Origin of the sequence: Rhizobium sp. BK098, assembly GCF_014193155.1 — a bacterium.
In the GTDB taxonomy this organism is placed as follows: Bacteria; Pseudomonadota; Alphaproteobacteria; order Rhizobiales; family Rhizobiaceae; genus Rhizobium.
This window is the reverse complement of sequence record NZ_JACHYY010000005.1, coordinates 299,672-323,541: the sequence shown is the minus strand read 5'-3', so window position 1 is coordinate 323,541 and position 23,870 is coordinate 299,672. Positions and strand designations below refer to the sequence as shown.

Here is a 23,870-nt window from a genome sequence, read left to right as displayed (position 1 = left end):
CAATCGATCCGACCGATAGCAGGTTGTTGTTACAGTTTTTCTAAAAATCGATGACGAAGGCCTGCGCGGCGGTCGCGAGCTGAGACGCGCCCATCCCGTTCACAAGAAAAAGCCCCGTTCCTCGCAGAATGGGGCTTCGTGTTTCACGTGAAATATATCAGGCGATTTCTGCCGGAGATTATGCGGAGAGAGCCTTGAATTCGGCAAGGATGGCGTCACCCATTTCGGTGGTGCCGACCTGGCGGCTGCCTGGCGACATGATGTCGCCGGTACGGATGCCGCTGTCGAGCACGTTGGCGATCGCCCTTTCCAGCGCATCGGCTTCGGCAACCATGCCGAAGGAATAGCGCAGGCACATGGCGAAGGAGGCGATCATGGCAATCGGATTGGCAATGCCCTTGCCGGCGATATCAGGGGCCGAGCCATGCACGGGTTCATAGAGAGCCTTGCGCTTGCCGGTCTTTGCATCGGGGGCGCCGAGTGAGGCGGACGGCAGCATGCCGAGGGAGCCGGTGAGCATGGCGGCGACGTCGGAGAGCATATCACCGAAGAGGTTGTCGGTGACGATTACGTCGAACTGCTTTGGCTGGCGCACGAGCTGCATGCCGCCGGCATCGGCCAGCATGTGCTCGAGCTGCACGTCGGAATATTTTTCCTTATGCGTCGCGGTAACGACCTGGTTCCAGAGCACGCCTGATTTCATGACGTTGCGCTTTTCCATCGAGCAGACACGGTTGTTGCGGGTGCGCGCCAGTTCGAAGGCGACGCCGGCAATGCGCTCGATCTCGTAGGTGTCGTAAACCTGGGTGTCGATACCGCGCTTCTGGCCGTTGCCGAGGTCGATGATTTCCTTCGGCTCGCCGAAATAGACGCCGCCGGTGAGCTCGCGCACGATGAGGATGTCGAGACCTTCGACCAGCTCCGGCTTCAGCGAAGAAGCGGATGCCAGTGCCGGATAGCAGATGGCCGGGCGCAGGTTGGCGAAGAGCTGCAGATCCTTGCGCAGGCGCAGCAGGCCTGCTTCCGGACGTACTTCGTAAGGCACGCCATCCCACTTCGGGCCGCCGACGGCGCCGAAGAGCACGGCGTCAGCCGCCATTGCCTTTGCCATGTCGGCATCGGAGATCGCCGCGCCATGCGCATCATAGGCGCTGCCGCCGACAAGGCCCTCGTCGGTGACGAAGCCGGCGTTCTTGGCCTCGTTCATGTAAGCGATGATCTTGCGAACTTCACCCATGGCCTCGGGGCCGATGCCGTCACCCGGCAGGAGGAAAAGATTGCGCACTGTCATGAGGAAGCCTCCGCGAAAGAAAAAGTTGCGGGGTTTTTAGACTTCCAAATGCGGCTTTTCAAGCGAGGAAGAGGCCGAAACGGTACGGTTTTCGGGCGTATTGGACCGAAAGCCTACCCTCGCCCCAGCGGGGAGAGGGTCGCGCGGAACGCGCGGGGTGAGAGGGCGTTACCGGAGATTTTAGGTAAATCTGGTATCGGCAGCTTCGTGCCGCCCCCTCATCCGCCCTCCGGGCACCTTCTCCCCGAGGGGAGAAGGGATGTCCGAACCTTACTCAGCCAGCCCGAGCGAAGCGAGATAGGCTGATGATGCCGGGATCTTCGACTTGTCCTTGATCTCGATGATCAGACGCGGATTGCTGTTAAGCTTGGCAAGGGCGGCAAAGACGGCTCGCCAGTGGATGTTGCCTTCGCCGAGGCTCCAGTGGCGGTCGGCATAGCCGTCGGCGTCCTGCAGGTGGACATGCTGCAGGCGGTTGCCGGCGGCATGGACGTAGTAGTCAACAGGAGGAGCGCCCGTATAGCCATGGGCGTAATGGGCATGACCGGTGTCGATCGAAACGGCGACGGCGGTCGAATTGAAGCTGTCGGCGAGGCCGACGCGGATATGAGGATCCTTGTCCTCGATGTTCTCGATGACCATGGTGAGCCCGATGTCTTCGGCGCGCTTGACCGCTTCTTTCAGCGTCAGATGCGTGTATTCGATGATCTTTTCGCGCTCGCCCTTGTTGTTGTCGAGGTTGTTGTAGGACCACGACGTATAGGGGCTATGGATGACCATCTGCGTGGCGCCGATATTGGCGCAGACGTCGAGCGCCTGCAGCAGGCGCTTGGAGACGACGGCGCGGACGTCCGGGTCTTGCGAGGCGATGACGAAGCCCCAGAACGGACCGTGGATGCCGAGACGACCCTGATGGCCGTCGAGCAGCTTGCGGGCGCGCTCGGCCAGCGGAGCCCAATCGCCGTTCAGGATTTCGGCTTCGACAAAGCTCTGCAGCTCCAGATCGCGCGGCTTTTCGAGCAGCCAGTTGCGATGGATTTCGACGTCGTCGAGCGTCATGGCGGCGCCGACAATGGGAAGGGAGGTCATGAAGGGGCTCCATTGCGTGGAGAAAATTTAAGGGTGGGAGAGACGGCCCGAAGGATCTCGGCGGTCTGTATGGACCTCCTTCTTGTCGATCATATTACAGCGGGCGGGAAAGACGGCGTCTGAGCTGTTTTCGCGGGATTTGCGGTCTCCGCTCCTGGGCTGTGATAATTGCGGGATAGTCCCCTCTCCCCGCAGGCGGGGAGAGGGAGTCTAATATGCCCGGCATGAAAAAAGCCGGGCGCAAGGCCCGGCTTCGAAACATGCGATAAGGGAAAGACCGATCAGGCAGCCCAGGGGCGCGATGCGGCGTTCGTCTTTTCGAAGTCGCTGATCGCAGAGGATTTTTCCAGCGTCAGGCCGATATCGTCGAGGCCGTTCAGCAGGCAGTGGCGCTTGAATTCGTCAAGTTCGAACTTCAGCGAGCCGCCGTCCGGGCCAGTGATCTCGAGGTTTTCGAGATCGACCGTCAGAATGGCGTTGGAGCCGCGCGAGGCGTCGTCCATCAGCTTGTCGAGCTCTTCCTGGCTGACCTTGATCGGCAGGATGCCGTTCTTGAAGCAGTTGTTGTAGAAGATGTCAGCGAAGCTGGTTGAAATAACGCAGCGGATGCCGAAATCGAGAAGCGCCCAGGGAGCATGCTCACGCGAGGAGCCGCAGCCGAAATTATCGCCGGCGACGAGGATCTTGGCATTCTGATAGGCCGGCTTGTTCAGCACGAAATCCGGGTTCGGAGAACCGTCTTCATTGTAGCGGGCTTCAGCGAAGAGCCCCTTGCCGAGACCCGTGCGCTTGATGGTCTTCAGATAATCCTTCGGGATGATCATGTCGGTATCGACATTGACGACCGGGAGGGGTGCTGCGACACCGGTCAACTTCACGAACTTGTCCATGGGGTCCTGCCTTCATTCTCGTCTAAGCACGAATTATCCTGCCAATAGAGCAAATCCGGCCCGAAATGAAGGAAAATCTTGGAAATGCTCTAAAACGCGGCGCTTTGGGTCGTCGTGCCCTTCAGGACGAGGCCTGATCGCACACATAGGCCCGCCGGATAGACCGCCCTGCCCTGCTTTCAATCCTAGAGGTCGATGATCGTGCCGCGACCGTCGTTCCAGATGCGCATTTCGCGCTGGCCGTTCGTCTTCGCCTTGGCGTGCACCGGGGCCGGCTTCATGCGCAGCGAAATCGCGCGGGCTGCCATCAGCACGGTAAGGATAGCGCCGACGGCGAGCGTGACCGAAACGGTAAACAGCGCCATGGCTGCAAACACGGTGATACCGGCAAGTGCGATGAACAGGGAACGAATATTCTGCATGGTCGAGACCTCTCTACATCAAGCAATGTGGCCCTCATGATTGTCATCTGCAAGAGGAGCATGGCTTTTTGTTGACTTGCCTGCCGATTAAAAGCGCGGCAAAACGGCACAATGAGCCAATCTGCGAGCCAAAGCCCTTCGTCCCGTCCCGCCCGTCTGCGCCGATCGGTCTTGAGCGTTCCCGCTATCAACCGACGCGCGCTGGACAAGCTTTCGAGCCTCGAATGCGACGCGGTCATCTTCGATCTCGAGGATTCGGTTTCGCCGGAGAAAAAGGCCGAGGCGCGGGAGAATCTCCGGGCCTTCTTTGCGGTCTCGCCGCTTCCCGGCAGGGAGCGGATCATCCGTATCAATGCGCTCTCCTCCAATTTCGGTGCCGATGACCTGGCGCTGGTTACGGAGCTGGAGCCGGATGCGGTGTTGCTGCCGAAGGTGGACGAGCCGCAGGACGTAAGCGATGTCAGTGACCGGCTTGCGGAAGCCGATGCACCGGAAGACTTGCGTATCTGGGCCATGATCGAGACGCCGCGCGGCATCCTGAATGCGGCCGCGATCGCCGAAGCCGGGCGCACGGCAGGGAGCCGGCTCGATTGTTTCGTCGTCGGTCTCAACGACCTCAGAAAGGAAACGGGCGTTCTGCCGCAGCCCGGTCGCCCCTATCTCGTGCCCTGGCTGATGCAGGTGATATTGGCCGTCAGCGCTTACGGCCTTGAGGCGATCGACAGCGTCTTCAACGATTTCAGGAATGCCGAGGAGTTCGAAGCAGAATGCGGCCAGGGTGTCGCCATGGGCTTTGCCGGCAAGATGCTGATCCATCCAAACCAGATCGAGGCGGCCAACCGGCATTTCGGCCCGGCTGAGGCTGCCATTGCCGAGGCCGAAGCCATCATTGCGGCTTTTGCCGACCCGAGCGCCGCCACTCTCAATGTCGTGAACCTTGGCGGGCGCATGGTGGAGCGGCTGCACCTTGTCCAGGCGGAAAGACTCATTCATAAAGCTCGCCTGATCGAACAGCGCTCTTCGGGCACGGCAGCGGCGCCCCGCACCGAGGTCTGACCGTCGAATTGCCCGGCCAAATACGAAAGATGCCCTAATGAAACTCTACCGCTTCCTCACCGGCCCCGATGACGCTTCCTTCTGCCACAAGGTCAGTGCGGCGCTGAACAAGGGCTGGGAGCTATACGGCTCGCCGACCTATGGCTTCAATTCTGCAAGCGGGCGTATGGAGTGCGGCCAGGCCGTCGTCAAGGAAGTTGCCGGCAAGGATTACGATCCGGATATGAAGCTTTCGGAGCAGTAATAAGTTGATGAGCGAACGGGCTTCAACGAGCATTGGCTGCCATTGGAGCCTAAATAGCCCTAAATGCGTTTGATCTCGTCTTTTACTTCACGCCATGTCAAAAGCCAGATTATCGGATTTTCTTTTACATACGTGATGTCCTCGCCCTTTCTAAGGGATGAGCGTAAGGACATGCTCAGCATGCTGCTCCCTAAGCCAAAGGTGAAGGAGCTGAAGATGCCAATAAAATATATGAGCTTGGCGAAGTTTGTGACAGGATTTTCATTAAGATCCGGTGCGCCAACCTTAAAGTAATCTCCTATTATCAATAGGAGAAGGAATGAAGCGCTAAATAATAGGCTTATCCTTAAAGTCACTTTATCCTATCCGTTGCGAGTGAATCTACAATATATCGGATGATAGTAAATTTTATTGACGAAAGATATCACCGATCCGTCGCTTCTTCGGCGCTTGCCTCGATGCGCTCCATGTCCTCGTCGCTCAGGCCGAAATGGTGGCCGATCTCGTGGATCAGGACATGGGTAATGATGTCGCCGAGAGTTTCATCGTTCTCGGCCCAATAGTCGATGATCGGCCGGCGATAGAGGCGGATCTTATTGGGCATATCGCCGGTCTGGGCGGTAAAGCGCTCCGAGATGCCGCGGCCTTCGAAGAGACCGAGCAGGTCGAAGGGTGTTTCCAGCGCCATATCCTCGAACACTTCGTCATCCGGGAAATCCTCGATGAGAATGACGAGGTTGCCGGTGAGCGAGCGGAATTCCTCCGGCAAGTGGCTGTAAGCCTCCATTGCCAGGGATTCGAATGTGCTGATGGAGGGAGAATGGCGATCCCGCCAATCTTCGCTCTGGTCAACGCGAGCCATGAATATTCCTTCCTTGGCTGGTCATATAGAGACTTTGCGCTGCTTTTACGAGAGCGGAATAGAGCGTGATGCCGAAAAGTGTTTGAGCGGTTTTCGATCGACATCATGCTCTACTTTTTTGATTCTAGAGCGGATTCGGATTTTCGGGCGACAGACCGAAATCATCTGGCTCGGTTCACAGGAATATTTTCTTATGAAATGGTGTTGACTCTTTCTCCAAGCTCTGGAATCCATAAGAACATAACAGGAACATTATCGATCTGGAGTGAACGTCATGGCCGAGGCTGCCGTGGCGCGGGAAACGCTTTTTGCCCTGCGTGAAACCATTGCCCGACTGGAAGGCAGGCCGATCCCGGCGCTGGCAGCCTCGGCGCATGAGGCTTTGGCAGACAAGCCGGTGAGAGAGGCGATGGGTAGTGCGAAATCCCTGCCTACTGAGCCTACGCTTGAACAGTCGCTCCTTCCGATCGGCGTCGATGAACTCGATGCGGCTCTGCAAGGCGGTTTGCCGCTCGATGCGCTGACGGAAATCCGCTCGCTCGGCCTGCGCGATGCCGGGGCGGCGAGCGGCTTTGCCCTGGCGCTTGCGGCGAGACTGCATGCGCGAGCATCGGATAAGACCGCGGCCAAGTCGCCGGTCCTATGGATCGGCGATACGGTGGCAAGGATGGAGGCAGGCCTGCCCTATGCCATCGGCATCGGCGATTTCGGGCTGGAGCCTCAGGCTCTCCTGCAGGCGTCGCCGCGCAAGCTCGACGATGCGCTCTGGGTGGCGGAAGCAGCCCTTGGCAGTGCTGCCTTTGCCGTCGTCATTCTGGAAGTGCGCGGCAATCCCGCCCGTTTCGGTCTGACGGAGAGCCGGCGGCTGGCGCTGAGGGCCAAGGCGGCGGGACGGCCCTTGTTTCTGTTGCGACAGGGAGGCGAGGAGGAAGCAAGCAGCGCCCTCTTCCGCTTTTCCGTCGAACCCGCGCCGGCACAGGCGCGGCCCCTGCCGGACGGATCGGTGCTTGGCGGCAGCATCGGTCACCCGGCTTTTCGTCTGACCTTGGAAAAGAGCCGCAACCCGGCGCCTCTTTCCATAACCCTGGAGTGGAATGCCCATGACCGCCGCTTTGCCCCTGTCTCCGATGTTCAGTACCCTGCCTTTCCCGGCGAACACGCAGCGCATTCTGGCGCTGACCTTCCCGCATCTGCCGACCGATCGGATCGCGCGCAAGCGCTGGGGTCTGTCCTGGCGTTCGACAGGCAGGCTTGAAGCGCCGCCGCTTGCCTGTGCCGGCAAGCTCAACAATGCCATGCGGCTGACTGCGCTCAATGAACGGGCTGAAATGATCGGCCTGAAGCAGGGTCAGGGCGTGGCCGAGGCAAAGGCGATCTGTCCTGATCTCGATGTCGTCGAGGAGGATCCGGTCGCGGATCGCAAGCTTCTGGAAGCGATCGCCGACTGGTGCGACCGCTATACGCCGCTGGTGGCGATCGACGGCAAGGACGGCCTTTTTCTCGATATTACCGGCTGCGCCCATCTTTTCGGCGGCGAAGAGGCGCTGCTCGAGGATATCTTGATCCGGATTTCCCGACTGGGCTTCGATGTGCGCGGCGCCATTTCCTCTGCGCCCGGCCTCTCCTGGGCCGTCGCCCGCTTTGACGAGAGCCGCATCGTTCCGCCTGAAGCCATGGAAGAGGCACTGGCACCGCTGCCGGTTGCATGTCTTCGGCTTGGCGAGGAGATTGTCGCCGCTTTGCAGAAGATGGGCCTGAAGCAGGTCGGCGACCTTCTGGCAGCACCGCGTGCGCCGCTTGCCCGCCGTTTCGGTGCGCAGCTAATGTTGCGGCTCGATCAGGCTGTCGGCCTCGTCGAGGAACCGATTTCGCCGCGTCGCCCGGTCGCGCAATTGTCAGCCGAGCGCCGGCTTGCCGAGCCGGTGCAGGCGGAAGAGGATATTCTTCAGCTTGCCCGCCAGCTTGCCGAAACCCTGAAGCCGGGGCTGGAGGCGCGCGGCGTCGGCGGCCGTTCCTTCGAGCTTCTGCTTTTCCGGGTGGATGGGGCGGTTTTCCGCATCGCGGCCGGCGCATCGCAACCGCTGCGGGAGCCGAACCGGATCGCCAGCCTGTTCACGGAGCGCTTCGGCGCCATTCATGACGATCTCGATGTCGGTTACGGTTTCGAAATCATCCGCCTCAATGTGCTTCAGCATGCGCCCTTCGATGCCATGCAAGGCGATTTTGTCGGAGAAGACCGCCAGGAAGGATCTCTTGCCGCCTTCGTGGATCGTGTGGCCGCCCGGCTGGGGCCGGACTGTCTGCAAGGGTTCGAGCTGCGGCAGAGCCATATCCCTGAGCGGGCCGTGCGGCCGCTGCCGGCCATGGCTATCCTCGCCTCGAAGCGGCGCACAGGTAAGGAGGATGCCGGCCATCATGGTTTCTTCCGCGGCGAACGGCCGCTCCGGCTGTTTCGTATGCCGGAGCTGGTCGAAACCATTGCTGCCGAAGTGCCCGACGGCCCTCCCCGGCAGTTCCGCTGGCGGCGGGTGATGCATCGGGTCAGCCGGGCCGAAGGGCCGGAGCGGCTTTCGGCGGAATGGTGGGTCGAGGAAAAGGAAGAGCCTGCCCGCGATTATTTCCAGGTCGAGGATGAGGAGGGCCATCGTTTCTGGCTGTTCCGCAAGGGGCTCTATGGCCGAGGCGGCACAACGCCGGATTGGTACATGCACGGGGTCTTCGCATGAACGCGCGCCCGAGCTTTCACGAACCCGTACCCTTCTTTGAGATCGGCGTGAGAACGAATTTCTCCTTTCTTGAAGGTGCCTCACATCCGGAGGAAATCGTGGCGCAGGCCGCCATCCTGAAACTTTCCGGATTTGGGATCGCCGACCGCAATTCGGTTGCCGGCGTGGTCAAGGCGCATGCGCATACCAAGCTTCTCCGGGAGAAGTACAAGGAGGGCATTGAGAAGAACCTGGAGCTTCAGGCGAAGGGCAAGCCAGAAAAGCCGCTTCTGAAGCCGGTTCCTTTCCAGCCTGGCGCGCGCCTTGTGTTTTCGGACGGCACACCTGACATTCTTGCCTATCCGGAAAACCGAAAGGGCTGGGCGCATCTCTGCCGGCTGCTGAGCGCCGGTAATCTGCGCGGCGAAAAAGGCACCTGCATCCTCAATGAAAGCGACCTCGTGGAATGGGGTGACGAGATGATGCTGGCGCTTATTCCCGATGCGACAAGTGTCGAGACGCAAGAAGGGCAGGAAAAGCTGGAGCAATGCCTGAAGCGGTTATGGATGCGCTTCGGCAGGAAATTCCACATGGTCCTGTCGCCGGCCTATGACGGGCGGGACCGGATGGTCTTCGCCACGCTTTCCATCCTGGCGCAGCGCAATGGCGTGCGGCTGATCGCCAGCAATCAGCCGCTCTATCATGCGACCGAGCGCAAGCCGCTTGCCGATATCGTCGTTTCGATCCGCGAACATGTACCGATCGCCGAGGCTGGTTTCAAACTGGCAGCGAACGCCGAGCGCTACATGAAGGACGCTGCCGAGATGGCACGTCTGTTCCGGGATTATCCGAAGGCTATAGCCAATACGCAGAAGTTTTTTAGCCGGCTTTCTTTTTCACTGGACGAGCTAAAACACAATTATCCCGACGAAAGCGTTCCTGGAGAGACCGTTGCGGAGACGCTGAAGCGGCTGACATGGGAGGGCGCCGAGTGGCGCTTTCCCGGAGGGATCCCGTCAAAGGTTTCGGCGCAGATCGAGCATGAGCTCAAGCTCATTCGGGAACGGCAATATGAGCCTTATTTCCTGACGGTGCACCGCATCATGGAGTTTGCCCGCAGTGCGAATATCCTGTGTCAGGGGCGCGGATCGGCCGCCAATTCGACGGTCTGTTATTGCCTTCGGATTACCGAGGTCAATCCCGAATTAACAAGCCTGCTTTTCGAGCGCTTCATCTCGACGGAGCGCGAGGAGCCGCCTGATATCGACGTTGATTTCGAGCATGAGAAACGCGAAGAAGTCATTCAGTTCATCTACAGGCATTACAAAAAGGAGCATGCCGGGCTGACCGCGGCGGTCACCAGCTATCGGGCGCGCTCGGCCGGCCGCGAAGTGGCGAAAGCCTTCGGTTTGTCGGAGGATGTGCAGTCGGCCCTTGCAAGCGGTGTCTGGGGCTGGTCGACGGAGGAGCTGTCCGAGCGTGAGGCGAAGATTGCCGGCCTCGATCTCACGAACAAGACGACACGCAACGTCCTTTCCTATGCCTCGACGCTGATGGGGTTTCCGCGGCACCTGACCCAGCATGTCGGCGGCTTCGTCATCACCCGGGATCGGCTGGATGAGGTCGTGCCGATCATGCATACGGCGATGGACGATCGCTACATGATCGAGTGGAATAAGGACGATCTCGACAATCTCAATATATTGAAGATCGACGTGCTTGCGCTCGGCATGTTGACCTGTCTCGCCAAGGCTTTCGACCTCCTGCTGCTGCATTACGATGTGAAGAAGGCGCTCGCCGATCTTGGGAGCAAGGAATATCCGGATGGCAAGCCGGTTTATGACATGATCTGCCGTGCCGATACGATCGGCGTCTTTCAGATCGAAAGCCGGGCGCAGATGAGCATGCTGCCGCGTCTTCGGCCCCGCAAGTTCTATGATCTGGTCATTGAGGTGGCGATCGTTCGCCCCGGCCCCATTCAAGGAGACATGGTTCACCCTTACCTTAAGCGGCGGGATGACGATCTTCACAAGCGGCCGATCGAATATCATCGTCCGGAGTTGAAGGCTGTTTTGGAGCGAACTTTGGGGGTTCCGCTGTTTCAGGAACAGGCGATGCAGATCGCCATTACCGCGGCCGGATTTTCGCCCGCCAAGGCCGATCGGCTGCGCCGATCCATGGCGACGTTCAAGCGAACGGGGAGAGTCGATGAATTCAAAAAGGATCTGGTTTCAGGCATGGTCGCGAATGGCTATCCTCAGGACTTTGCCGAACGCTGTTTCAGCCAGATCGAAGGCTTCGGCGAATATGGTTTCCCTGAAAGCCATGCGGCGTCCTTCGCTCTGCTCGTCTATGCCTCGTCCTGGCTCAAGACCTATTATCCCGACGTCTTCTGTGCGGCGATCCTCAATGCCCAGCCGATGGGCTTCTATGCGCCGGCGCAGCTGGTGCGCGATGCGCGCGAGCATGGCGTCGAGGTGCGGCCGGTGGATATCAATCGCTCCAGCTGGGATTGCCTGCTGGAGAAGGCGCGTTTCGATCCGGGCGCGATCGAGCGGCGCCATGCGTCGATGCGCGATGATATCAAGACGCAATGTGCTGTCCGCCTCGGCTTTCGGCAGGTCAAGGGTCTGTCCGAGGAGGAGATGAACCAGCTCGTTGAGCGCCGGGGCGATGGCTATCGATCCGTGCGCGATCTTTGGCTGCGCTCCGGGCTTGCCAAGGCGCAGATCGAGCGCCTGGCGGATGCGGATGCGTTCGGTTCCATCGGCCTCAGCCGTCGTGAGGCGCTTTGGGCTGTGCGGGCGCTCGATGCCGGCAGTGCCGCCGAAACGCTTCCCCTCTTCGATCTCGGCGACCATGCGGAGCTGCAGGTCGAGCCGGCGGTTACGCTGCCGGAAATGCTGCCTGGCGAGCAGGTCATCGAGGATTATCGCTATCTGTCGCTATCCCTGAAGGCGCATCCGGTTTCCTTCCTGCGTACCGATTTCGCCCGGCAGGGGATCGTGCAAAGCCGGGATTTGCCCGGTATCGCCAGCGGCCGCATGGTGACGATCGCCGGGCTGGTGCTGGTGCGCCAGCGGCCGGGTTCGGCCAAGGGGGTGATCTTCATGACGCTGGAGGACGAAACCGGTGTCGCCAATGCGATCGTCTGGCCGAAGAAGTTCGAGAAATACCGTGCCATCGTCATGGGCGCGCGGCTGGTCAAGATCCGTGGCCGGCTGCAGAGCGAAAGCGGCGTCATCCATGTGGTGGTCGATCATATCGAGGATATGACGCCGGCACTTGGTATTCTGCAGCGCGAGGCGCGACGGTTTGGTGTCAGCGACCGGGCGGATGAGGCCCTGCGGCCGACCATGGATCACAGGGAGAAGCGGAAGTCCGTCTTTCTGGCGCCTTCTTCCGATGGTGGGGCAGTGACGGAAGGCCGCAGCCATGGGGCCGAAACGGCGAAAGTTATGCCGCGAGGCCGCAATTTCCATTGAGATTGCGGGCTTCGTATCGGGCAAAAGCTTCGGAACTCGGCCGGCGGACGAGATTCGAATCGTTTCTTTCTTGACAAAGAGCGTCTTCTTTAGCAGATAACAAGACAGCAAATGTCATGTTTGACGGGCTGAGCGAAGAATGCTAGTTTGCAGTTGTAATTACATCACCGACAAAGAAATCCGGGACGTCATCAACGAGTTCCTTGATCAGGACTGTTGGCAGCTCATCGTTCCCGCCAAGGTTTATCACGCGATGGAAAAGCGCGGTCGTTGCTGCGGCTGCTTCCCGAATGTCGTTGATATCATTATACAGACAACCCAGGATTATCATGCCCGCCGCCACTCGACGGAAGCGGAGATATTTGATTTCATGTCCCGCCTGAAAAAATTCCATGAAGACAACAGGAGAGCGGACATTGAAAGGCGACAAAAAGGTCATCGAGCGGCTTAACGAGGCACTCTTCCTCGAGCTCGGCGCAGTCAACCAATATTGGGTTCACTACAGACTCCTCGAAGACTGGGGCTACACCAAGCTTGCCAAGAAAGAGCGCGCAGAATCCATCGAGGAGATGCAGCACGCCGACCGCCTCGTTGCCCGTATCATCTTCCTCGAAGGTCATCCGAACCTGCAGACGCTCGCGCCGCTGCGCATCGGTCAGAACGTCAAGGAAGTGCTGGAAGCCGATCTCGCCGGCGAATACGACGCACGCACGGCCTACAAGAAATCCCGCGACATCTGTCACGATGCCGGCGATTATGTGTCCATGAAGCTGTTCGAAGAGCTTCTGGCGGATGAGGAAGGACATATTGACTTCCTCGAAACCCAGCTCGAACTGCTCGACAAGATCGGCGAAGCCAAATACGGCCAGCTTAATGCCGACTCCGCCGATTCCGCGGAATAAGCGACATACTGGAGCGGCTCAGTTTTTAAATCTCTGAACCGCTCCATATCTTTGTTTTCACCCAATTCCAGGAAAAGCGCGCAAGCTTTTCCTGGAATTGCTTTATGAATCGACCGTTTTGCGGCCGGCCTTGATTTTCAGTCTTCGGCTTTCAGATTGGCCAGGTGGCTGAATTCCGAAACCACCTGCTCGTAGACCGAGCGTTTGAAGGGAACGATCAGGTCGGGAAGCACCGCCATGGGCTTCCATTCCCATGCATCGAATTCCGGTTCATGGCCGCCCGGTGGCGGATTGATGGCGATCTCGCCTTCGTCGCCGTCGAAGCGGAAGGCAAACCAGCGCTGCGTCTGGCCGCGATATTTCCCCTTGAGGCCGATGCCGATCAGCTGCGGCGGAAGATCGTAATTGATCCAGTCCATGGCTTCCGCGAGCAAGGTCACGGTTTTCATGCCCGTTTCTTCGTATAATTCGCGATAGGCCGCTTTCAGCGGGTCTTCGCCCAGGTCTATGCCGCCCTGCGGCATCTGCCACAGCTGGGGCGAGCCGTCATATTCAGAATTGCCGACCGGAATGCGACGACCAGCCCAGACCAGGCCTTCCCGGTTCAGGATCATGATGCCGACACAGGGACGGTAAGGCAGGTCTTCGGCTTTCACGGTCGCATGGGGCGTGTTCATCTTTTTCTCCAGGTCAGGGGTGTTTGGGATCCTCGGCAAGCGCCGAGACCGCGACGACTTCGATACCGCGCATGGCGGCCTCCTCGCTCCATTTGCTGATGGCGTCGACACTTTCATCGAAGGCGGAAGCGACGCCGATCGCAGAGCCGTTGCGGCGGGCGATGCGCTCGAGCTCGTCGAGTTTCCTGAGGATAGCGTCCTGCTGCAGCTCTCCGTCAAGCTGGATATCGGCAAAAGCGTGCGGCACTTCCAGTGTTTTCGAAAGCATTCCGGACTTCGATTGGGCGGATGAGCCGTCGTCCAGGAATAGCAGGCCGCGCTTGCCGATGTCGCGCAGCACGGGTTCCATGGCGCCGGGATTGGCAAGGAAGCGGCCGCCGAGATAGTTCATGACGCCGGTATAATTGGTGATCTTGCCCATCGCCTTATGCAGGTTTTCGATGTTCTTGGCTGATGGCAGCGAAGTCAGCAGCGTATCCGGTCCGGGATTGTTGCCGGGATAGTCAAACGGCTCGAACGGCACCTGGATGAGGATCTCGTGGCCGCCACGCCTTGCTTCCTGCATCCAGCGCTGCAGGCTATTGCCGCTGGCGGCAAAGGCAAGGGTGATTTCCTCCGGCAGCTTCTCGATGGCGCGTTGCGTGCCGGTCTGGCTCAGCCCAAGGCCGCTGACGACGATAGCGATACGGGTGCCCCGCGCGCCGGACCAGGGCCGCGCATATTGATCCATCGGCCGCAGACCGCTTGGCGAGGTGATCGGCAGCCTGCCGAAGGGCGAATCTTCCAGCAGGCTGTCATTCGGCGTTGCCGCCATGCGCGGATCCTGCCCCACCTGATTGGCGTTGATCAAGACCGGGCCGCTGCCATCGCGATTGCTGGGGCTGAACATGGTGACGACCGAACCGTCGCCGGTCACCACGCGCGTGGTATTGGCGCCGGATTGCGGGTCGACTTGGGTCAATCCAGCTTGACCGGTTTGTTCGGTGCTCCCCGGCTTGGTTTCGGCTGCAGGTGCCGGATTTTCCTTCTTTGCCGTTTCGACAGGCTGAGTCTTTTGCAGGGGATCGCGCATCAGCGCCGAATAGAGCGAAAAGCCGGCGATCGCGATCAGACAGAAGCCGCCGAGAATGCGTCCAAAGGGGATGGAGCGCCGCTGGCGGCCGGGGCCGCGATTTTGTCCCAACGGTGCATGCAAATCCGTTCCCAAGCTTCAATCCACCCCAAGCGGAAAACTCTATTGGCCTCGAGCATATCGCTCACGGCGAAGCGGAAAAATGCCCGCGGCACTCGAAGTGCTAAAACATGAACAAGACTGTTCCGAGCGACGTCGGATTCAGAGGCCGACCGACAAGAGCGGGACAATATGCGCGCCCCGCTCCCTCATCATGAAAGCGCCGGGTCTGTTTCCAGCCCGGCGCCAATCCTTACTTGGAGGAAACCGCCTTTTCGGGGTTCGGCGGGAAGGCTGGATCCGTCTTCGCGCCACGCAGCAGGTCGAGCGCGTAGTTGAGCTGGATATCGTCCTTCGGATCCGGTGGCACGTAGGCCGAAGAGCCGGAGCCCTTGTCGGTCTCGCTCTGGCCCTTGATGTGGCCCGGCAGGCTGGATTCGCCTTCCGTCGTCAGCTTGCCCTTCAGATCGTCGGGAAGCGGCTGGTCGACCTTGATGTCAGGCGTGATGCCGGTGCCCTGGATCGAGCGGCCCGACGGCGTGTAGTAGAGGGCCGTCGTCAGGCGCAGCGCGCCGTTGCCGTCGCCGAGCGGGATGATCGTCTGGACAGAGCCCTTGCCGAACGACTGTGTGCCGAGCACGGTGGCGCGCCGCAGATCCTGCAAGGCGCCTGCGACGATTTCCGAAGCCGAGGCCGAGCCGCCGTTGGTGAGCACGATGATCGGCTTGCCGTCGGTCAGGTCGCCTGGGGTGGCGTTGAAGCGCCGGGTTTCGTCCGGGTTGCGGCCGCGTGTTGAAACGATCTCGCCGCGCTCAAGCACGTCGTCGGCAACGTTGATTGCCTGATCGAGCAGGCCGCCCGGATTGAGGCGTAGGTCGAGGACGTAGCCCTTCAGCTTGTCGGCCGGGATATCCTTCTTGATCTTGGCGATCGCGGCTTCGAGATCCGGGGTCGTCTTTTCGGTGAAGGAGATGATGCGGATATAGCCGACATCGCCGCCCTCTTCGCGCGATTTGACGGCGGCAACGGCAATCACGTCACGGATGACCGTGAGCTCGATCGGCTTGTCCGCGCCCTTACGCAGCAGCGTCAGCTTGATCGGCGTCTTGACCGGGCCGCGCATCTTTTCGACGGCGTCTTCCAGCTTCAGGCCGCGGACGGACTGGCCGTCGATGGCGGTGATATAGTCGCCGGCAAGGACGCCGGCCTTGGCGGCAGGCGTATCGTCGATTGGGGTGATGACCTTGACGAGATCGTTGTCCATCGTCACTTCGATGCCGAGACCGCCGAACTCACCCTTGGTCTGGGTGCGCATGTCTTCCGCATCCTTGGCGTTCATGTAGCTCGAATGCGGGTCCAGCGAAGACAGCATGCCGTTGATGGCGGCTTCGACGAGCTTGTCTTCCTGGGGAGGAGTCACATACTGCGCGCGGACGCGCTCAAAGACGTCGCCGAAAATCGACAACTCCTTGTAAGTGGAAGTGCCAGCGGCTTCCGCCGGCGCTACCGCCGAGTAGATAACGCCCATCGCGGTCGCACCCATCAATGCGCCGACGAGAACAAGAGAAGCCCTACGTATCATTGCGTGCCTTTCCAGTGTCTTTGGAGGTCCACCAGGGCCGAGAATCGACTGGTTTTCCATCTTTTCGGAATTCAATGTAAAGCGTTGGCCGATCCGTTTCCAGCGCCAATGCGGTCGCGCTCGCGACTCTTTTTTGGCCCATGGTGGCAAGCGGCTCGCCAGCGAAGACGAATCTGCCCGGGCGCGTCTTGATCGCGTCCATGCCGGACAGCACCATGTGATAGCCGTCGCCCGTATCCAGGATGATCATCTGTCCGTAGCTGCGAAACGCGCCGGCATAGACGACCGTGCCGTCGGCGGGAGCCGTGACGAGTGCTTCCGGGCCGGTCGCAACGGTCAGTCCCATCGCGGTGTGGCCGGTGCCATCGTCGTCGCCGAATTGGCGGAGAATATCGCCCGCCACGGGCAACTCCAACTTTTTCTTCAGGTCTGAGAAGGGATATGCGGGCGTAATGCGGTTTTTATCGGGCACACCGTTCTCGGCAAGGGCCCTCGCCTGCTCGCGCTGCTGTTCGCTCATCTGTGCCCGGCGCGCCTCTTCCGCGCGGGCAGCAGCGGCAGCGTCGCGTACGGAGCCGATCTGGCTTTCTAGCGAGGCGACGAGCCCTTCCAGGCTGGTTGCCTGGCCCGCCAGCTCTTCCGCGCGCTTGCGCTCCGCCTCGAGCTGGGCCGTATTTTCCTTGCTGTGCTTGTCGTTCTCCGAAATAAGCAGATCCATGCGCCGCTCCTCCTCCAGACTGTTGGTCACGGCGGCGGTGAAGCTGGCCTTTTCGGCGGCGGTATCGGCCTGCAACTTGCTGAGATCGGTCAGATCGGCGATGAGCTTGTCCGTCTCCTTACGCATTCCGGGTACGACGGCGCCGAGAAGAATGGCGCTGCGCACCGAGGCGAGCGCATCGTCCGGCGTTACCAGCAATGCCGGCGGTGGATTGCGTCCCATGCGCTCGAGAGCACCCAGCACTTCGGCCAGCAGGGCGCGACGATCATGCAGGGAAGCGCGAATCTTATCCTCTTTGACGGCAAGATTCGTCAGCGTCTTCTCACTCTGCTGGATCTTGCGATCCAGCTCCTTGCGGCGGGCGGCGCTGTCGATCAGCGCCTGGCGCAGGCTAGCAGTGCTCTTGTCGAGGGAAGCGATGCTGTCTTCCAATTCCTTCGTCTTGCCGGAAGAAAGACCGATCGTCTTGGAAAGCGCATCGAGTTGCGCGCGGGTTTCGTCGCGCTTGCGGGCAAGGTCCGCCGCCGGGTCAGGCGCCTCCTGCGCGGACGGCGGTGTAGAAGAGCGATCGTCGGGTGCTTGCGCAGTGATGGTATCGGTTTCCTGGGCGAGGGCGACGTCTTGTTGGGAAAAAGGGCCTGCCATATAGACGCCCATGCTGAGCGTTGCCGCCAAAGCTGGCAGCACGATACGCGAAAGCATGGGCGGGGCTTTTCTCATCCAGTCGGTTCGGCCTGGTCCCTCAGATCACGCGAAAATAAGCTGATTTGCCGCGATCATCCAGGAAGCATCGTCATTTTCAGGGCGGGAATCAAAACACGCCTGTGTGAGCGTTCCGTTAACGCAAAAACGGCGAAAGCCAAACTGTTTTCAAAACGGATGGAGCAATCATACCCGGTGGTAGGGGTGCCCGGAAAGGATTGTCACGGCGCGGTAGAGCTGTTCGGCAATCAGGATGCGCACGAGCTGATGCGGCCAGGTCAGCTTGCCCAGGCAAATGGTCAGGTCGGCCTTGTCGTAGAGGGCGGGGTCAAGGCCGTCGGCGCCGCCAATGGCGATCGTCAGGTCGCGCTTGCCCTGATCGCGGTATGCCCCGAGCATGGCGGCGAAGGCTTCGCTGTCGAGCGCCTTGCCGCGTTCGTCGAGAAGGATGAGGACGCCGCCTTCGGGATGCGCCTTCTGCAGCAGGCCCGCCTCTTCGCGCTTGCGGGTCTCGCTATTGGAGGCGCGGCTTTCTGCAACCTCGGTCATGCGCGCCATTTCCAGGCCGATGGCGGGCCCGGCCTTGGCAAAACGGTCGAGATAGCGAGCCGCAAGATCCTTTTCAGGGCCGGCTTTCAGCCGTCCCACCGCAAAAAGACCTATCCGCATTCCCGCTCCCACGCACATCCGCCGTCATGGCGGCACAAAACGAAACTCTTGCCGGAGGCTCATCTCCGGCGATGTAAGGCTGCGTACGGGGCCGGGAAAGTGTTCCTGGCGTCGGTTAGTGCAGCGTGCCTTCGTCGAGATCGGGTGCTGCCCACATCTTTTCGATGTTGTAGAACTCGCGGATCTCGGGTCTGAAGACATGAACGATGATGTCGCCGGTGTCGATCAACACCCAGTCGCCGCCATCGAGACCCTCGACGCGGGCATTGCCGAAGCCCTCGTCCTTGAGATCGGTCATGAGATGGTCGGCAATCGCCAGGACATGGCGGCTCGATCGGCCGGAGACGACGACCATGTAGTCTCCAAGCGCAGACTTGCCAGCAATGTCGATGGTGACGATATTTTCGGCCTTGGAGTCCTCGAGGCTTGCGAGGACGGCTTGCAGGGCGCGGGCAGCGGCATCGGCGCCACGTTCCGAGCTCTTCGGGATAACGACAGGCGTTCTTCCCTTGGCGTGTACTGTTGTCAGTGCTCTTCCTTCCTTGAGTAACAGAACATGCACGTGAATGATCTGAGTCGATCACGTTACAAAGATAGGCATCAAAGCATTAAGGTTTCAAGACGCAGGCCGGCAACTTCGGCCATTCAGGACAAGGATTTGTGTCTGAATAGTGCGCTTTCGCACCAGATATGGGGGAATATTCGTGCCGAAGACGGAAATCAGCCTTCCTGGCGCACTCCATCGACAAGAATAAGGTTGCGGCTGAGGGCTTGGTCGCGGACCTCGAGAGCATGCGCATATTCCGACGAGCCGTACCAGGCTCTTGCTCGTTCCACATCCGGAAATTCCACGATCACGAGCGCATTCGGCGACCAATCGCCCTCCAGTCGTTCGATCGGGCCGCCACGAACCAGATAGTGGCCGCCGTACCGGGCGATAGAGGCTGCCGCGCGCGTCCGGTAGGTCTGGAAGGCTTCGCTATCCCTGACGGTGACATCGGAAATGATATAGGCTGGCATCGGTTTCCTCCTCTCAAACCTCAAGGCTGGCACGGTCTGTACTCGCGCGCCAATGCGTTTTTTCTTGAAGATCAGATAGGCCGGTTCAACCGCTTGTCCATTTCCGTCGGCATGTACAGCCGGACGAAGGCCACGTATAGATGATGCAGAGATCAACTGCTTACAGACACCATGACAGATGCTCCGCAGCCACCCTTGAAGCCCATTCTCCGTATCAGCTTTTCGGGGCAGGATCGGCTCGGGCGCGGCAAGATGGAACTTCTCGAGCATATTCAGGAGACCGGCTCGATCTCGGCCGCCGGCCGTGCCATGGATATGTCCTACCGCCGGGCCTGGCTGCTCATCAGCGAACTCAATCACATGTTCCGCGAGCCGGTCGTGGAATCGCAGCGTGGTGGTCAAAAGGGTGGCGGCGCTGCCCTGACGCCCTTCGGCGAAGAGTTGTTGAGGCGCTTTCGCGGTATGGAAACGACGCTGCGTGCGGCTATAGCCGATGACCTGAATTGGCTCGAAGCCAATCGGAACTCGGCGGACGCTTCTGCGAAGAAATCCTGACTAATGTTCGAGCGCCACGGTCTTGATGACCACATGGATCGGCAGCCCGATGCGCAGCCCCAGTCTTTCGGCCGAGAATTGTGTGATGCGGGCAGTGACGATGTCGCCGCCGCAATCGACCTTGATCTCAGTCGCCCCGTCAGCCGCCGTGCCTATTCCCAGCACTTTGCCATCGAGAATATTCAAGGCGCTCAGACCTTCTGGTCGCGTCGTTGCCAGCATGACGTCACGGGCAGGAATATGGACGCGCACGGTCTTGCCGACAGCCGCCGCCTGGCCCGGCACAAAGAGCTTTGCCGTCTTCAGAGCAACGACTGTCAGATGATGGCGATCGTCGATTGCCTCGACGTGGCCTTCCAGCAGCACACCGGCTTCGCGGCGATCCGCCGCCAGCGAGCCGGAAAGTTGGCTGAAGATGTCGACGGCGGCGCCGATCGTCTCGACCTTGCCGTCGCGCATGACGACGACGCGGTTGGCAAGGCGTGCCACCTCGGCGATGGAGTGGCTGACATAGATGATCGGGATCTTCGTCTCGTCGCGCAGCCGTTCGAGATAGGGAAGGATTTCCGCCTTGCGGGCTTCATCGAGCGCCGCAAGCGGCTCGTCCATCAGCAGGAGCCGCGGCGAAGAAAGCAGGGCGCGGCCGATCGCGACGCGCTGTTTCTCGCCGCCGGAAAGTTTGGCCGGCCTGCGGTCGAGCAACGCGCCAATGCCGAGCAGATCGACGACCCGGTCAAAGCTTTCACCGCGCCCGCTCTTGGGTGCGAACCAGCGGCCGTAATTCAGGTTCTGCCGCACGGATAGATGCGGGAACAGGCGTGCCTCTTGAAAGACATAGCCGAAGCGGCGGCGATGACGCGGCACGAAGATCTGCTTGGTCGTATCGGCGAGCACGGTATCGTCAAGGCTGACATGGCCGTGATCAGGGCGCGTCAGGCCGGCAATGATGCGGACGATCGACGTCTTGCCCGAGCCGGAGCGGCCGAAAAGAGCTGTCACGCCGCCATCGGAGGTGAATGCAGCCTCCAGCGAAAAGGTGCCGAGGCGGTGGCGGATATCGACCGAGAACGTCATTCGAAATCCACCCTGCGGCCGGCGAGATAGGCAAGGAATTCCGAGGCAAGCAGCGCCGCCATGGAAATGACAATGGCGACGATGGTGAGGCGCATGGCGCCGGCATCGCCGCCTGGAACCTGCGTGAAGGTGTAGATCGCCGAAGACAGCGTTTGTGTCTCGCCAGGAATATTGGAGACGAAGGTGATAGTGGCGCCGAATTCACCCATGGCCTTGGCGAAGGAGAGGATCATGCCGGCGATGACGCCCGGCAGGATCAGCGGCAGCGTCACGGTCACGAAGGTCCAGATGGGGCTGGCGCCCAATGTGCCGGCGGCTTCCTCCAGCTTGCGGTCGACGGCTTCGACCGACAGGCGAATGCTCCGAACCATCAGTGGAAAGCCCATGACGCCGCAGGCAAGTGCGGCACCCGTCCAGCGAAAGGAGAAGACGAGGCCGAGATATTGCTCGAGCAAAGATCCGATCGGCCCTTTGCGGCCGAAGAGAATGAGAAGGATGAAGCCGGTGACGACGGGCGGCAGGATCAGCGGCAGGTGAATGAGGCCATTGAGGATCGACTTGCCCCAAAAGCGGCCACGCGCAAGCAGAAGTGCTGCGCCGATGCCGAAGGGCAGGCTGACCAGCATGGCGACGATGGAAACGCGCAGGCTCAGCTCTATGGCCGTCCATTCGTCGCTGCTTAAACCCAACGCGTCCAAATCCCGCCCCTTAAACATCTCGGGCCCGCCACGACCGGCGAGCCTGATGATTGAACCTTCCTTGCCCAATCAGCGGCAATGACGCTCACTGCTTCAGGATGGTGAAGCCCTCATGCTCGAAGAAGGGAACAGCCTTAGCCGATTTCAGAAAATTGAAATAGGCTTGTACATCCGGGTTCTTGCTGCCGCTGGTGATGGCGATCGGGTAGACGATCGGTGAATGGCTGTCGGCGGGGAAGGTGCCGACGACGGCAACGCCCGGATCGGCGGAGACATCGGTCTGATAGACGATGCCATAGGGCGCTTCGCCACGCGAAACCAAGGCAAGGGCCGCGCGCACGCTTTCGGCGCCAGCGACCTTCTTTTCAACCGACGACCAGACGCCGAGCTTTTCCAGCGCCGTCTTGCCGTATTTGCCCGCCGGAACCGATTCCGGCTGGCCCATCGCCAGGCGACCGTCGCCGAGCAGGCTAGCCAGATCGAAGCCCTGCTTGATCTCGACCGGCTTCGCCTTGTCCTTGGCGGCGACGAGAACGAGCTTGTTACCCAGGAGGTTGACGCGGCTGTCGTCCTTGATCAGCTTCTTGCCAGCGACATAATCCATCCAGTTGGTGTCGGCGGAGATGAAGAGATCGGCCGGCGCGCCGTTTTCAAGCTGTTTTGCAAGCGGACCGCTCGCAGCATAGGAGACGGTAACCTCTTTGCCGGTTTCCTTGGTGAAGGCGGCATCGGCGTTGTCGAGCGCGTTCTTCATGCTGGCGGCAGCAAAGACGACGATTTTGTCGGCGGCGAACACCGGTGTTGGAATGACCGAAAGGCCGAGCCATGCAGCTGATGCTACTGCGGTTGCAAGCTTGATCCATTGGCGTCGGCTGGTGGTCATTTCAATTCTCCCCAAAGATGTCGACATATTTCGAGAGATATAACGACGGACGAAGCTTGGCTAGGGATGTGTTCGCAAAAATATATCGCGATAAGGGCGCGTAACCCTACGAATTCTATGGATTTTCCGTGGCGCAGCGCATATGAACGGCTTTGGGCATTACAAAAATGCATGACTGACTTTGCCCAGTGGATTGGCGAACGCTCACGAAGCGAGACATAACGTTACGAACCGTGGGGTCTCGCGTCATTCTTTCGCCGAACTAAGTCCGAACACTGAAAACCAAGTGGCGCTCAATTTGCAAAAGAAGCGTTTTTTGGGCAGAAAATTTCCGTAGCCATGCGTTATATGCATTGCTGCATTGCGCAATCGCCCATTTATCAATCGGCGAAATCTGGTAAAACATAATCATCGAGACGGCGATCTCCTCCTCCCAATGCCGTCCGGTGTGGATCAGCAACTCTCCTCCTCCCAGTTGCTGATCAGGTTCAAAAGCCCGACGCACCTCCTCCCGCGTCGGGCTTTTTATTTTCCAGACCTTTCCAAAAGATCGATGAGATTATTGTGCGGCTCGCAACGCCGTCGAGCTCAGCGTTGAGCGTGGTCCGTGGATGAAGGTCCAGGCCGGCGCCCGCTTCTTCCAGAGTACGCGGGCATCATCTTCGTCGACGCGGGCGTAGTGGAAAGTCTTTGCCATCTTGGCCGAGAGGTAGGAGAGCGTCGATCCCGGCCGGTCGATAACGGCGATCGGGAAGGTTTGCGCGATTTCCTGCCACTTCTGCCAGCGATGGAACGTGTTCAGGCTGTCGGCGCCCATGATCCAGATGAAGTGGACATGGCGGTTGCGCGCTTTCACATGCGCCAGCGTATTGGCCGTGTAGCTCATGCCCAGCGTCTGTTCGAAGGCTGTCACCTTGATACGCGGATTGTGGAGGATCTGCTCGCTAAGCGCGATGCGCTCGGCAAGCGGCGCCAGGTGATTGCGGCTCTTCAACGGGTTGCCCGGCGTTACCATCCACCAGAGCTGATCAAGGCCGAGCCGGCGGATGGCGATCTCGGCGACGAGTGCATGGCCTTCATGCGGCGGGTTGAATGAGCCGCCGAAAAGACCGACCACCATGCCGCGCTCGGCATGGGGCATGCGCAGATAGCGTTGATCAACCTCTTCTTTCAGC

At 60.0% G+C, this 23,870-nt stretch carries 24 protein-coding genes; 8 read left to right on the top strand and 16 right to left on the bottom strand.

From position 1 onward, the window contains the following. Window positions 1-178: 178 nt before the first annotated feature. The 4 genes from leuB to FHT73_RS15935 all read right to left on the bottom strand — a co-directional run bounded on the left by leuB (window position 179) and on the right by FHT73_RS15935 (window position 3,692). A complete protein-coding gene (leuB, locus tag FHT73_RS15950; protein ID WP_183712881.1) occupies window positions 179-1,291 on the bottom strand; it encodes a 3-isopropylmalate dehydrogenase in 1,113 nt (370 codons plus the stop codon). A gap of 270 nt (window positions 1,292-1,561) precedes the next feature. Further along, window positions 1,562-2,380: a sugar phosphate isomerase/epimerase family protein gene (locus tag FHT73_RS15945; RefSeq protein ID WP_183712879.1), complete on the bottom strand. Its 819-nt coding sequence runs from the start codon at window positions 2,378-2,380 to the stop codon at window positions 1,562-1,564. 281 nt (window positions 2,381-2,661) lie between these two features. Continuing rightward, window positions 2,662-3,270: a 3-isopropylmalate dehydratase small subunit gene (leuD, locus tag FHT73_RS15940; RefSeq protein WP_015341746.1), complete on the bottom strand. Its 609-nt coding sequence runs from the start codon at window positions 3,268-3,270 to the stop codon at window positions 2,662-2,664. A gap of 185 nt (window positions 3,271-3,455) precedes the next feature. Beyond that, on the bottom strand, window positions 3,456-3,692 hold the full coding sequence (locus FHT73_RS15935) for a hypothetical protein (protein ID WP_041677743.1): 237 nt from the start codon (window positions 3,690-3,692) through the stop codon (window positions 3,456-3,458). A 111-nt stretch (window positions 3,693-3,803) separates the two neighbouring features. On the opposite strand from FHT73_RS15935, the gene FHT73_RS15930 reads away from it, so the two are divergent. Further along, window positions 3,804-4,748 carry a CoA ester lyase gene (locus FHT73_RS15930; protein WP_112606902.1) on the top strand — a complete coding sequence of 315 codons (945 nt, stop codon included), beginning with the start codon at window positions 3,804-3,806 and terminating at the stop codon, window positions 4,746-4,748. 37 nt (window positions 4,749-4,785) lie between these two features. Beyond that, window positions 4,786-4,992, top strand: coding sequence for a DUF1737 domain-containing protein (locus FHT73_RS15925; RefSeq protein WP_037155128.1), 207 nt, complete (start codon window positions 4,786-4,788; stop codon window positions 4,990-4,992). A 424-nt stretch (window positions 4,993-5,416) separates the two neighbouring features. Here FHT73_RS15925 and FHT73_RS15920 read toward each other — a convergent pair whose 3' ends face one another. Continuing rightward, window positions 5,417-5,854: a metallopeptidase family protein gene (locus FHT73_RS15920; protein WP_106999598.1), complete on the bottom strand. Its 438-nt coding sequence runs from the start codon at window positions 5,852-5,854 to the stop codon at window positions 5,417-5,419. A gap of 274 nt (window positions 5,855-6,128) precedes the next feature. Between FHT73_RS15920 and FHT73_RS29515 the strand changes: the two genes are divergently transcribed. The 5 genes from FHT73_RS29515 to bfr all read left to right on the top strand — a co-directional run bounded on the left by FHT73_RS29515 (window position 6,129) and on the right by bfr (window position 12,946). Then, window positions 6,129-7,109: a hypothetical protein gene (locus tag FHT73_RS29515; RefSeq protein WP_246712133.1), complete on the top strand. Its 981-nt coding sequence runs from the start codon at window positions 6,129-6,131 to the stop codon at window positions 7,107-7,109. Between the two features lie 40 nt (window positions 7,110-7,149). Then, complete coding sequence (locus FHT73_RS15915) at window positions 7,150-8,580, top strand: DNA polymerase Y family protein (RefSeq protein ID WP_246712141.1); 1,431 nt, start codon at window positions 7,150-7,152, stop codon at window positions 8,578-8,580. After that, on the top strand, window positions 8,577-12,044 hold the full coding sequence (locus tag FHT73_RS15910) for an error-prone DNA polymerase (protein WP_183712873.1): 3,468 nt from the start codon (window positions 8,577-8,579) through the stop codon (window positions 12,042-12,044). The genes FHT73_RS15915 and FHT73_RS15910 overlap by 4 nt, the downstream gene beginning before the upstream one ends. Window positions 12,045-12,183: 139 nt before the next feature. Continuing rightward, window positions 12,184-12,495 (top strand): (2Fe-2S)-binding protein, encoded by a 312-nt coding sequence (locus FHT73_RS15905; protein WP_246699069.1) that lies wholly within the window; start codon window positions 12,184-12,186, stop codon window positions 12,493-12,495. Further along, the gene (gene bfr, locus FHT73_RS15900) at window positions 12,461-12,946 is read left to right on the top strand and encodes a bacterioferritin (RefSeq protein WP_041678027.1); all 486 of its coding nucleotides are present in this window, start codon (window positions 12,461-12,463) and stop codon (window positions 12,944-12,946) included. The genes FHT73_RS15905 and bfr overlap by 35 nt, the downstream gene beginning before the upstream one ends. Window positions 12,947-13,083: 137 nt before the next feature. On the opposite strand, the gene FHT73_RS15895 is transcribed toward bfr, so the two are convergent. The 7 genes from FHT73_RS15895 to FHT73_RS15865 all read right to left on the bottom strand — a co-directional run bounded on the left by FHT73_RS15895 (window position 13,084) and on the right by FHT73_RS15865 (window position 19,485). Then, entirely contained in the window at window positions 13,084-13,623 is a 540-nt protein-coding gene (locus FHT73_RS15895; RefSeq protein ID WP_183712870.1) for an RNA pyrophosphohydrolase, read from the bottom strand. 13 nt (window positions 13,624-13,636) lie between these two features. Then, window positions 13,637-14,830 (bottom strand): divergent polysaccharide deacetylase family protein, encoded by a 1,194-nt coding sequence (locus tag FHT73_RS15890; protein WP_183712867.1) that lies wholly within the window; start codon window positions 14,828-14,830, stop codon window positions 13,637-13,639. Between the two features lie 217 nt (window positions 14,831-15,047). Next, window positions 15,048-16,376, bottom strand: a complete 1,329-nt coding sequence (locus tag FHT73_RS15885; protein ID WP_015341735.1) for a S41 family peptidase — start codon at window positions 16,374-16,376, stop codon at window positions 15,048-15,050. Continuing rightward, window positions 16,366-17,796, bottom strand: coding sequence for a murein hydrolase activator EnvC (locus FHT73_RS15880; RefSeq protein WP_246712134.1), 1,431 nt, complete (start codon window positions 17,794-17,796; stop codon window positions 16,366-16,368). Before FHT73_RS15880 ends, FHT73_RS15885 begins: the two co-directional genes overlap by 11 nt. A 186-nt stretch (window positions 17,797-17,982) precedes the next feature. Beyond that, window positions 17,983-18,465 (bottom strand): 23S rRNA (pseudouridine(1915)-N(3))-methyltransferase RlmH, encoded by a 483-nt coding sequence (gene rlmH, locus FHT73_RS15875; protein ID WP_112338641.1) that lies wholly within the window; start codon window positions 18,463-18,465, stop codon window positions 17,983-17,985. A 115-nt stretch (window positions 18,466-18,580) separates the two neighbouring features. Next, on the bottom strand, window positions 18,581-19,027 hold the full coding sequence (gene rsfS, locus FHT73_RS15870; protein ID WP_112338642.1) for a ribosome silencing factor: 447 nt from the start codon (window positions 19,025-19,027) through the stop codon (window positions 18,581-18,583). Window positions 19,028-19,185: 158 nt separating this feature from the next. Then, the gene (locus FHT73_RS15865) at window positions 19,186-19,485 is read right to left on the bottom strand and encodes a DUF1330 domain-containing protein (RefSeq protein ID WP_183712861.1); all 300 of its coding nucleotides are present in this window, start codon (window positions 19,483-19,485) and stop codon (window positions 19,186-19,188) included. Window positions 19,486-19,656: 171 nt separating this feature from the next. Between FHT73_RS15865 and FHT73_RS15860 the strand changes: the two genes are divergently transcribed. Further along, window positions 19,657-20,040 (top strand): winged helix-turn-helix domain-containing protein, encoded by a 384-nt coding sequence (locus tag FHT73_RS15860; RefSeq protein WP_183712857.1) that lies wholly within the window; start codon window positions 19,657-19,659, stop codon window positions 20,038-20,040. Here the strand turns inward: FHT73_RS15860 and modC are convergent, their stop codons facing one another. From modC to FHT73_RS15840, 4 genes are all read right to left on the bottom strand, one after another. Then, a complete protein-coding gene (gene modC / locus FHT73_RS15855; protein ID WP_183712854.1) occupies window positions 20,041-21,114 on the bottom strand; it encodes a molybdenum ABC transporter ATP-binding protein in 1,074 nt (357 codons plus the stop codon). Then, on the bottom strand, window positions 21,111-21,812 hold the full coding sequence (modB, locus tag FHT73_RS15850; protein ID WP_112338664.1) for a molybdate ABC transporter permease subunit: 702 nt from the start codon (window positions 21,810-21,812) through the stop codon (window positions 21,111-21,113). The genes modC and modB overlap by 4 nt, the downstream gene beginning before the upstream one ends. A gap of 85 nt (window positions 21,813-21,897) precedes the next feature. Beyond that, window positions 21,898-22,695, bottom strand: a complete 798-nt coding sequence (modA, locus tag FHT73_RS15845) for a molybdate ABC transporter substrate-binding protein (RefSeq protein WP_183712851.1) — start codon at window positions 22,693-22,695, stop codon at window positions 21,898-21,900. A gap of 559 nt (window positions 22,696-23,254) precedes the next feature. Further along, window positions 23,255-23,836: a nicotinate-nucleotide adenylyltransferase gene (locus tag FHT73_RS15840; RefSeq protein WP_244441482.1), complete on the bottom strand. Its 582-nt coding sequence runs from the start codon at window positions 23,834-23,836 to the stop codon at window positions 23,255-23,257. Window positions 23,837-23,870 lie beyond the last annotated feature (34 nt).

Excerpts from the sequence above, each read along its gene's own strand:
- FHT73_RS29515 (WP_246712133.1), top strand. The coding sequence starts at position 6,129 with ATGGCCGAGGCTGCCGTGGCGCGGGAAACGCTTTTTGCCCTGCGTGAA.
- FHT73_RS15930 (WP_112606902.1), top strand. The coding sequence starts at position 3,804 with ATGAGCCAATCTGCGAGCCAAAGCCCTTCGTCCCGTCCCGCCCGTCTG.
- FHT73_RS15905 (WP_246699069.1), top strand. The coding sequence starts at position 12,184 with ATGCTAGTTTGCAGTTGTAATTACATCACCGACAAAGAAATCCGGGAC.
- leuB (WP_183712881.1), bottom strand. The coding sequence starts at position 1,291 with ATGACAGTGCGCAATCTTTTCCTCCTGCCGGGTGACGGCATCGGCCCC.
- FHT73_RS15880 (WP_246712134.1), bottom strand. The coding sequence starts at position 17,796 with ATGCTTTCGCGTATCGTGCTGCCAGCTTTGGCGGCAACGCTCAGCATG.
- FHT73_RS15935 (WP_041677743.1), bottom strand. The coding sequence starts at position 3,692 with ATGCAGAATATTCGTTCCCTGTTCATCGCACTTGCCGGTATCACCGTG.
- FHT73_RS15920 (WP_106999598.1), bottom strand. The coding sequence starts at position 5,854 with ATGGCTCGCGTTGACCAGAGCGAAGATTGGCGGGATCGCCATTCTCCC.
- FHT73_RS15840 (WP_244441482.1), bottom strand. The coding sequence starts at position 23,836 with ATGCCCCATGCCGAGCGCGGCATGGTGGTCGGTCTTTTCGGCGGCTCA.
- FHT73_RS15860 (WP_183712857.1), top strand. The coding sequence starts at position 19,657 with ATGACAGATGCTCCGCAGCCACCCTTGAAGCCCATTCTCCGTATCAGC.
- modC (WP_183712854.1), bottom strand. The coding sequence starts at position 21,114 with ATGACGTTCTCGGTCGATATCCGCCACCGCCTCGGCACCTTTTCGCTG.
- leuD (WP_015341746.1), bottom strand. The coding sequence starts at position 3,270 with ATGGACAAGTTCGTGAAGTTGACCGGTGTCGCAGCACCCCTCCCGGTC.
- rlmH (WP_112338641.1), bottom strand. The coding sequence starts at position 18,465 with ATGCGGATAGGTCTTTTTGCGGTGGGACGGCTGAAAGCCGGCCCTGAA.
- FHT73_RS15910 (WP_183712873.1), top strand. The coding sequence starts at position 8,577 with ATGAACGCGCGCCCGAGCTTTCACGAACCCGTACCCTTCTTTGAGATC.
- FHT73_RS15925 (WP_037155128.1), top strand. The coding sequence starts at position 4,786 with ATGAAACTCTACCGCTTCCTCACCGGCCCCGATGACGCTTCCTTCTGC.
- FHT73_RS15885 (WP_015341735.1), bottom strand. The coding sequence starts at position 16,376 with ATGATACGTAGGGCTTCTCTTGTTCTCGTCGGCGCATTGATGGGTGCG.
- modA (WP_183712851.1), bottom strand. The coding sequence starts at position 22,695 with ATGACCACCAGCCGACGCCAATGGATCAAGCTTGCAACCGCAGTAGCA.
- FHT73_RS15895 (WP_183712870.1), bottom strand. The coding sequence starts at position 13,623 with ATGAACACGCCCCATGCGACCGTGAAAGCCGAAGACCTGCCTTACCGT.
- FHT73_RS15865 (WP_183712861.1), bottom strand. The coding sequence starts at position 19,485 with ATGCCAGCCTATATCATTTCCGATGTCACCGTCAGGGATAGCGAAGCC.
- FHT73_RS15915 (WP_246712141.1), top strand. The coding sequence starts at position 7,150 with ATGCGGCTGACTGCGCTCAATGAACGGGCTGAAATGATCGGCCTGAAG.
- FHT73_RS15945 (WP_183712879.1), bottom strand. The coding sequence starts at position 2,380 with ATGACCTCCCTTCCCATTGTCGGCGCCGCCATGACGCTCGACGACGTC.